Origin of the sequence: Streptomyces sp. NPDC060049 (assembly GCF_042736715.1) — a bacterium.
Lineage (GTDB): Bacteria > Actinomycetota > Actinomycetes > Streptomycetales > Streptomycetaceae > Streptomyces.
Map to the genome: position 1 here is coordinate 137,450 of NZ_JBHWVV010000020.1, position 8,625 is coordinate 146,074.

Sequence of the window (8,625 nt, forward strand, 5' to 3'; positions counted from 1 at the left end):
CCCGTCGTGCGCCGCGACCACGTACGGCTCTGCGGTACGGTCGTGATCACGATGGCTACGATCGAGGAGTGCCGTGCGGCACTCGACAGACTCTCCGACAACCTGGCGCGGGCCGAGGCGGACGTGCGCGGTGCGACCGCGCTCGACCGCTCGCTGAGCTGCCACATCACCGACCTGGACCGGACGTTCACGGGCCGCCTCGACGGGGGCCGGATCCGGGTGGACGCGGTGGTCCCCGGTCCGCCGCCCGCCAAGGCCGACATCCGGCTCGCCATGACCGGCGACGACCTGGTCGCCCTGGTCGCGGGCGAAGTGAAGTTCGCCAGGGCCTGGGCCTCCGGCCGGATCCGCCTGGAGGCGGGCTTCCGCGACCTCCTCCGCCTCAAGAGCCTGCTGTAAGAGGTCCCCGCCCTGCTCGAACCCGGCCCCGCCGGCGTTCGAGGCGCGGGGTCGGGGGTGGCGCCCCAGGACACGGCGCCGCGCCCCCTACTCGACTGAGGCCACCACACGGGCTCGCCGGGCCGCCGGAATCACCAGCGGCGTCCCCGTCTCCGGATCGTCGATGACCTGACACCGCAGCCCGAACACCCGCTCCACCAGATCCGCCGTGACCACCTCGGCCGGCGGCCCCTCGGCGACGACCTTCCCCTCCCGCATGGCGATCAGGTGCGTGGCGTAGCGGGCGGCGTGGTTCAGATCGTGCAGCACGGCCACCAGCGTCCGGCCCTGGTTCTCGTGCAGCTCCGCGCACAGGTCCAGGACGTCGATCTGGTGCTGGATGTCGAGGTACGTGGTCGGCTCGTCCAGCAGCAGCAGCGGAGTCTGCTGGGCCAGGGCCATCGCGATCCACACGCGCTGGCGCTGCCCGCCCGACAGCTCGTCCACGGCCCGGTCGGCGAGCCCGTCGACCCCGGTGGAGGCCATCGACTCGTTCACGATCCGCTCGTCCTCCCCCGACCACTGCCGCAGCAGCCCCTGGTGCGGGTAGCGCCCGCGCGAGACGAGGTCGGCGACGGTGATCCCGTCGGGCGCGATCGAGGACTGCGGCAGCAGGCCCAGCGTCTTGGCGACCTTCTTCGCCGGCATCGACCCGATGGCATGCCCGTCCAGCAGCACCCGCCCCTGCGAAGGCTTCAGCATCCGCGACAGGGCGCGCAGCAGGGTGGACTTGCCGCAGGCGTTGGGGCCGACGATCACGGTGAAGGAGTTGTCGGGGATCTCCACCGACAGGTTCTCGGCGATGACCCGCTGGTCGTATCCGAGGGTCACGTTCTCCGCGGTCAGCCGCTGCACTTGCCTGCTCCTCTGGTTGCTCATGCTCCTCTGGTTCCTCATATGCGGCCCGCCTTGCGCTCGGTGACGAGCAGCCACAACAGGTAGACGCCGCCGACCAGACCCGTCACCACGCCCACCGGCAGCTGGTCGGCGCCGAAGGCCCGCTGTGAGGCCCAGTCGGACACCAGCAGCAGTACGGCGCCCATCAGCGCGGCCGTCAGCAGGCCGGCCCCGGGCGACCGGGTCAGTCGGCGCGCCAGCTGCGGCGCGGCCAGCGCGACGAAGCTGATCGGCCCGGCCGCGGCGCTCGCCGCGGTCGTCAGCAGGATCGCCGCCACCATCAGGAGCAGCCGGGTCCGCTCCACCCGCACCCCGAGCGCGCAGGCCGCGTCGTCGCCCATCTCGATCATCCGCAGGGCCCGGCTCTGCCCGAGCACCAGCGGGAACAGCACCGCGCAGGTGGCGAGCAGCGGCCAGACCTGCGCCCAGTCGCGGCCGGCCAGCGAGCCGGTCAGCCAGACCATCGCGCGGGTGGCCTCGACCAGCTGTGCCTTCGTCAGCAGGTACTGGATGACGGCGATCAGCATCGCGGAGGTGCCGATGCCCACGAGCACCAGCCGGTACCCGTGGATGCCCTGCTTGTAGGCGAGGAGGTAGACGGCGATACCGGCCACCAGACCGCCCAGCAGGGCCCCGACGGCCACCTGGCCGGCGCCGCCGTTGAACAGGATGATGACGACGAGCGCGCCGACCGACGAGCCGTAGCCGAAGCCCAGCAGGTCCGGGGAGCCGAGCGGGTTGCGCGAGACGGACTGGAAGACCGCGCCGGCCATGCCGAGGGCCGCGCCGACGAGCAGGGCGACCAGGACCCTGGGCAGCCTCAGGTCGTTGATGATGAAGTCGTGTGCGGGCGTGCCGTTGCCCAGCAGGGTCCGTACGACGTCCCAGGGGGCGATGTCGTAGTCGCCGGTGCCGATGAGCAGGACGGCCATCGCCAGCGCGAGCGCCAGGAGGAGCGCCCCCACGCCCAGCGCCCGCCGCTCCACGCGCAGCGACATCCCGCCGGGCAGGTGCAGCGGCCGGGGTCCGGCCCGGCCCGTGCGCGCCTCGCGGGGTGCGTCGGTCACTGTCACAGCTGGGCCATCCTCTTGCGCCGGACGAGGTAGATGAAGACGGGTCCGCCGATGAGGGCGGTGACGATGCCGACCTGGAGTTCGGCGGGCCGGGTGACGACCCGGCCGATGACGTCGGCGCCGAGCAGCAGCACGGGCGAGAGCACCGCCGAGTACGCGAGCACCCAGCGCATGTCCGGACCGGTGAACACCCGTACGAGGTGCGGGATCATCAGGCCGACGAAGACGATCGGCCCGCAGGCGGCGGTCGCGGCCCCGCACAGCAGGGTGATGGCGATCATCGCGCCGACGCGGGTCCGCGTCAGGTTCGCGCCGAGCGCCCGCGCGGTGTCGTCGCCCATGGCCATGGCGTTGAGCGGCCGACCCAGCGCGAGGGCGAGCATGGCCCCGACCACCAGGAAGGGCGCCACCTGTTGGACGGTCTCCATGGTGGCGGAGGCCAGCGAACCCACCGTCCAGAAGCGGAGCTTGTCCAGCGCCTTGCTGTCCATCAGCTGCACGGCGTTGATGTAGCCGATCAGGGCCGCGCTGGCGGCCGTGCCGGCGAGCGCGAGGCGCACCGGTGTGGCGCTGCGGCTGCCGCCGAGGACGTAGACGAGGACGGAGACGACGGCGGCGCCGAGGAAGGCCCACCACACGAACTCGCTCAGCGAGTCGGCCCCGAAGAAGCTGATGGCCGATACGACGGCGGCCGCGGCCCCCGCGTTGACGCCGAGGATGCCCGGCTCCGCCAGTGGGTTGCGGGTCAGTGCCTGCATCACGGCGCCGGACAGGCCGAGGCCGAGGCCGACGAGCAGTCCGAGGAGGGTCCGCGGGACCCGCAGGTCGCGCACGACGACGTCGGAGGTCGTCCCCGAGTAGTGGAACAGGCCGTGCCAGACGTCTTCGAGGGGCATCTGCTTGGCGCCGACGGCGATGCTCGCCACCGCGATCAGCGCCAGCACACCGAAGGCGGCCAGCAGACCGGCGGCTCGCGCGCCGTGGCGCGGGCGGGGGGCGGCGGCCGGCGCCGCGCTCTGTTCGGGGGGACTCTCGACCAACACGAAGTTAGGTTAGCCTAGCCTGCATCTGCCCGAATCCCCCCGGGCGGCCCTACCCCCCGCGAGGGGAGTCCCCGAGCCCGGACCGGCCCGCCCCGGCGGCGCCCCGCGCTCCCAACCAGGACCGGCAGCCCCTAAAGCCCCAGCCTGGCCAGCGCCTTCCCCGCGTCCAGCCCGCACGACCCGTCCCCGGCATACGTCCAAGCCGCCGCGCACAGCGCCCGCAGGCCGTCGATGGCGTCGTGCGACCCGCCGTCCTCGCCCCGCAGCTCCAGTACGCCGTCCAGTGCGAGCGCGGTCCAGCCGCCGCAGCGGAAGCCCGACCGGGCCCCGCCGCCGGCCGCCACCACCTCCGGCTGCCCGGTCAGCATCCCGCGCAGGTCCCGGTCCACGTACGTCGGCCGGTACTTGGGCTCGGCCCGCAGCAGCTGCGCCCCGTCCGTCACCCCCGTCAGCACGAGCAGCGAGTCCACCTGCCCGTTGAAGGCGCCCTCGATGTCGGTGTCCAGCCGGTCCCCCACCACCAGCGGCCGCTTCGCGCCGGTCCGCAGCACCGTCTCGCGGTGCATCGGGGGCAGCGGCTTGCCCGCCACCTGCGGCTCCGCGCCCGTGGCGATCCGCACGACCTCCACCGCGGCCCCGTTGCCCGGCGCGATCCCCCGCGCCCCCGGAATCGTCAGATCGGTGTTCGAGGCGTACCACGGCACCCCGCGGTTGATCGCGTACGAGGCCTCCGCGAACCGCCCCCAGGGCAGGTCGGGCCCCCCGTAGCCCTGGACCACCGCGGCGAGCCCCTCCTCCTCGGCCGAGTCCACCGGCACCAGCCCGCGCTCGCGCAGCGCGACCCGCAGTCCCTCGCCGCCGATCACCAGCACCTTCGACCCAGGCGCGACCTGTTCGGCGATGAGACGCGCCACCGCCTGCGCGGAGGTGATCACCTCGCCGGCCTCGGTCGGGATCCCGAGCTCGCTCAGGTGCTCCGCGACCGCGTCCGGAGGGCGCAGCGCGTTGTTCGTGACGTAGGCGAGCCGCATGCCGCCGGCCCGGGCCGCCACGAGCGAGTCCACGGCGTGCGCGATGGCCTCCCCGTCCGCGTACACCACCCCGTCGAGGTCCAGCAGAGCCGTGTCGTACGCCTGGTGCAGACTGCGCTCACTGCCCGCGGGACTGGTCCTGCTCTGCCGGGTCATGGTGTCCGCTCCTCCTGGGCCCCTCCCAGCGGTAGCTGGGGGACATCGATCTTGTCCGGTTTCCATACTGCCCCGATCATCCCGCATGGCGAGACGCGTCTTACGATTCAGCAATGACCACATCTGGCACCGCGGACCATGGACTGCGCCTGATCCCGTTCCATGGCCTGCGCTATGTCCCCGAGCGTGTCGGCAGCCTGGCCGCCGTCACCTCGCCGCCGTACGACGTGGTCGTGCGCCCCGACGGACTCAACCACCTCGAGTCCGCCGACCCGCACAACATCGTCCGCCTGATCCTGCCGCAGGCCGACACCCCCGACGCGCGCAACCGCCAGGCCGCGCACACCCTGCGCGACTGGCTCTCCCAGGGCATCCTCAGCGCCGACCCCGAGCCCGCGCTGTACGTCTACGAACAGCGCAAGGGCGGACTGCTCCAGCGCGGCATCATCGGCGCCCTCGCCCTCTCCACCGCCGACGCCGGCATCGTCCTCCCCCACGAGGACGTCATGCCCCATGTGGTCACCGACCGCGCCGGCCTGATGCGCGCCACTTCGGCCAATCTCGAACCGCTCCTCCTCACCTACCTCGGCGACGACCCCTCGTCGGGCGCGACCTCGGTCGTCGAGCGCACCTCCCGGCGCGCTCCGCTCTTCGCCACGACCACCGAGGACGGCTTCCAGCACCGGCTGTGGGCCGTCACGGACCCCGCCGACCTGGAGGCGATCAGCGCCGACCTGGGCCACCGCCAGGCCCTGATCGCCGACGGACACCACCGCTGGGCGACGTACCTGCGCCTCCAGGAGGAGCACGGCTCCCCCACGGCGTGGGACTTCGGCCTGGTCCTCCTCGTGGACACGGCCCGCTATCCGCTCCAGGTCCGCGCCATCCACCGGATGCTCCGCCGTCTGCCCGTCGCCGAGGCCCTGGCCTCCCTCGAAGGGCACTTCCGGGTCCGCGTGGTCGAGGGCCCCCTGCCGCTGGCCATGGAGGCGCTCGACGACGCCGCCGAGCGCGGCAACGCCTTCCTCCTCGCCGGCGACGGCACCTTCCACCTGGTCACCGACCCCGACCCGGCCCTCATCGACCGCACGGTCCGCCACGACCGCCCGGAGGCCTGGCGCCGGCTGGACGCCACCGTGCTGCACGCGACGCTGCTGGACACCCTCTGGGACATCCCCGACACCCCCGACCAGATCACGTACATCCACGACACCGAGGCCACCGTCGAGATGGCCGAGCGCAACGGCGGCACCGCCGTCCTGCTGCATCCCGTGCGGGAGGCCATCGTGCGCGAGCTGGCCCGCCAGGGCGTGACGATGCCCCGCAAGTCCACCTCCTTCGGCCCGAAGCCGGCCACCGGCCTGGTGCTGCGCAGCCTGGGCTGAGGGAACAAAAAAAGGGCGGTACCCCGGTGGGGGTACCGCCCTTTTCTCAGTTCACTCAGGCCTTGTCGCGGGAACGGTCGTCGTCGCGACCGTCCTCGTCCTCGTCCTCATCCTCGTCCTCGTCCAGGACGACGATCTCGTCGGTGGCGTCGACTTCCGCGTCGCCCTCGTACTCGTCGTCGTCCTCGTCGTAGTACTCGGCCTGGTCGGAGGCGCGCTCGGCCGCCACGACCTCGGGGTCGTTCGCGTCGTCGTCCTCATCGAGGTCGTCCTCGTCGTCGATGTCGACGTCGGCTCGGCCCTCGTCCTCGTCCTCGTCCTCGGCGGAGGCGTCGACGAACTCGACACCGTCCAGCTCGGCGAGCCGGTCGGAGGCGTCCGTGGCCCCGTCCTTATCGGCCTCGAGGGTCTTGGCGAACCACTCGCGCGCCTCGTCCTCACGGCCGGCCGCCAGCAGGGCGTCCGCGTAGGCGTACCGCAGGCGCGCCGTCCAGGGCTGCACGGAGCTGGAGGCCAGCTCCGGGCTCTGCAGCGTCACGATGGCGGCGTCGAGCTGGTCCATGTCCCGGCGGGCACCGGCCGCGACGAGCCGCATCTCGACCTGTCCGGCCTTGTCCAGCTTCTGCACCTCGGGCTCGCCGGCCATGGCCAGCGCCCGCTCCGGACGGCCGAGGCCGCGCTCGCAGTCGGCGATGACGGGCCACAGCTCGACCGAACCGGTCATCCGCTTGGCGGCGCGGAACTCCGCGATCGCCTCGGCGTACTTCTGCGTGGCGTACGCGGCGAAGCCGGCGGCCTCGCGCACGGCGGCGACACGGGAGGCCAGGCGCAGGGCGATGCGCGAGTACGCGTACGCCTGCTCCGGGTCCTCGTCGATCAGCCGGGCCACCATGACCAGGTTCTTGGAGACTTCCTCCGCCAGACCCTTCGGCAGGCTCAGCAGCTCCTGCCGGACATCGGAGTCGATCTCGAACCCGGTGACGTCGTCGTCGATGGGCAGCCGCTTGACCGGGTCCCGGTCCGAGCGGAAGTCGCGGTCGCCGCCACGGTCGTCACGGCCGCGGAACCCACCGCGGTCGCCGCCACGGTCGTCCCGGCGCGGGTACGACGGGCGGTCGCCACCGCGGTCGTCACGACGGGGGTAGGAGGGACGCTCGCCACCCCGCTCGTCGCGGCCACCACGGAACCCACCCCGCTCGTCATCACGACGCGGGAAGCTCGGACGGTCGCCACCGCGGTCGTCACGACGCGGGTACGAGGGACGCTCGCCACCACGGTCGTCGCGGCCACCACGGAACCCACCACGGTCGTCATCACGACGCGGGTACGACGGGCGGTCGCCACCGCGGTCGTCGCGGCGCGGGAAGGAGGGGCGGTCGCCGCGGTCGTTGCCGCGGAAGCCACCACCGGTGGGACGGCCACCGCGGTCGTCATCACGACGCGGGTAGCTCGGACGGTCCCCGCCACGGTCGTCACGACGCGGGAAGGAGGGGCGGTCGCCGCGGTCGTTGCCGCGGAAGCCACCACCGGTGGGGCGGTCGCCACGGTCGTTCCCACGGAACGGCGGACGGTCGCCACCGCGGTCGTCACGACGCGGGTAGGAGGGGCGGTCGCCGCCACCGGTGGGACGGCCACCACGGTCGTCATCACGACGCGGGTACGACGGACGGTCCCCGCCACGGTCGTCACGACGCGGGAAGGAGGGACGGTCGCCACGGTCGTTGCCGCGGAAGCCACCACCGGTGGGACGGTCGCCACGGTCGTTCCCACGGAAGCCACCACCGGTCGGGCGGTCGCCGCGGTCATCGCGACGGAAGCCACCACCGGAGGGGCGGTCGCCACCGCGGTCGTCACGACGCGGGAAGGAGGGGCGGTCGCCGCCGCCGGCGGGACGGCCACCACGGTCGTCATCACGACGCGGGTACGACGGACGGTCGCCACCACGGTCGTCACGACCACGGAAGCCGCCACCGCCACCGGCGCCACCGGAGGGCCGGCCACCACGGTCGTCGCGGCGGAAGCCGCCGCCACCGGTCGGACGGTCACCACGGTCATCGCGACGGAACGGCGGACGGTCGCCGCCACGGTCGTCACGGCCCCCGCGGTAGCCGCCCCTGTCACCGCCGTCGTTGCGCCGAGGCTCGCGCTCCGGGCGTTCGTCGGGAGAGTTGGACATGGGTGTGACTCCTGTCTTCGGGGTACCGCTAGTCATTCTCGCGCAACCAACCCATGGCCGCGCTTCGGCGTAAAGAGGTGAAAAACAAAAAGACCCCTGGTCCAGCGTTGAACGCTGGACCAGGGGTCCCATGAAAGATTGTTCGGCGGCGTCCTACTCTCCCACAGGGTCCCCCCTGCAGTACCATCGGCGCTGAAAGGCTTAGCTTCCGGGTTCGAAATGTAACCGGGCGTTTCCCTAACGCTATGACCACCGAAACCCTATCGGTTTCGAGCGAACAAGCACACTTTGTAGTTGTGTTCTAGCTCTAGAAACCAGCAACCGTTCGTTGCTTCAGAACTAACACAGTGGACGCGAGCAACTGAGGACAAGCCCTCGGCCTATTAGTACCAGTCAGCTCCACCCGTTACCGGGCTTCCACATCTG

General features: G+C 72.3%; 7 protein-coding genes and 1 rRNA gene. 2 read left to right on the forward strand and 6 right to left on the reverse strand.

The genetic code is table 11. From position 1 onward, the window contains the following. Nucleotides 1-51: 51 nt before the first annotated feature. Complete coding sequence (locus ACFWBY_RS30750; protein ID WP_385340589.1) at nt 52-399, forward strand: SCP2 sterol-binding domain-containing protein; 348 nt, start codon at nt 52-54, stop codon at nt 397-399. A gap of 87 nt (nt 400-486) precedes the next feature. Here ACFWBY_RS30750 and ACFWBY_RS30755 read toward each other — a convergent pair whose 3' ends face one another. The 4 genes from ACFWBY_RS30755 to ACFWBY_RS30770 all read right to left on the reverse strand — a co-directional run bounded on the left by ACFWBY_RS30755 (nt 487) and on the right by ACFWBY_RS30770 (nt 4,638). Continuing rightward, the gene (locus tag ACFWBY_RS30755; RefSeq protein ID WP_385340601.1) at nt 487-1,293 is read right to left on the reverse strand and encodes an ABC transporter ATP-binding protein; all 807 of its coding nucleotides are present in this window, start codon (nt 1,291-1,293) and stop codon (nt 487-489) included. A gap of 38 nt (nt 1,294-1,331) precedes the next feature. Further along, complete coding sequence (locus ACFWBY_RS30760; RefSeq protein WP_385340603.1) at nt 1,332-2,333, reverse strand: FecCD family ABC transporter permease; 1,002 nt, start codon at nt 2,331-2,333, stop codon at nt 1,332-1,334. Nucleotides 2,334-2,404: 71 nt separating this feature from the next. After that, a complete protein-coding gene (locus ACFWBY_RS30765) occupies nt 2,405-3,451 on the reverse strand; it encodes a FecCD family ABC transporter permease (RefSeq protein WP_385340591.1) in 1,047 nt (348 codons plus the stop codon). Nucleotides 3,452-3,582: 131 nt separating this feature from the next. After that, the gene (locus ACFWBY_RS30770; RefSeq protein WP_385340592.1) at nt 3,583-4,638 is read right to left on the reverse strand and encodes an HAD hydrolase-like protein; all 1,056 of its coding nucleotides are present in this window, start codon (nt 4,636-4,638) and stop codon (nt 3,583-3,585) included. Between the two features lie 113 nt (nt 4,639-4,751). Between ACFWBY_RS30770 and ACFWBY_RS30775 the strand changes: the two genes are divergently transcribed. After that, complete coding sequence (locus ACFWBY_RS30775; protein WP_385340594.1) at nt 4,752-6,023, forward strand: DUF1015 domain-containing protein; 1,272 nt, start codon at nt 4,752-4,754, stop codon at nt 6,021-6,023. A 55-nt stretch (nt 6,024-6,078) separates the two neighbouring features. Here ACFWBY_RS30775 and ACFWBY_RS30780 read toward each other — a convergent pair whose 3' ends face one another. Then, on the reverse strand, nt 6,079-7,023 hold the full coding sequence (locus ACFWBY_RS30780) for a hypothetical protein (RefSeq protein WP_385340605.1): 945 nt from the start codon (nt 7,021-7,023) through the stop codon (nt 6,079-6,081). Between the two features lie 1,316 nt (nt 7,024-8,339). After that, nucleotides 8,340-8,456 (reverse strand): 5S ribosomal RNA (gene rrf, locus ACFWBY_RS30785). Nucleotides 8,457-8,625 lie beyond the last annotated feature (169 nt).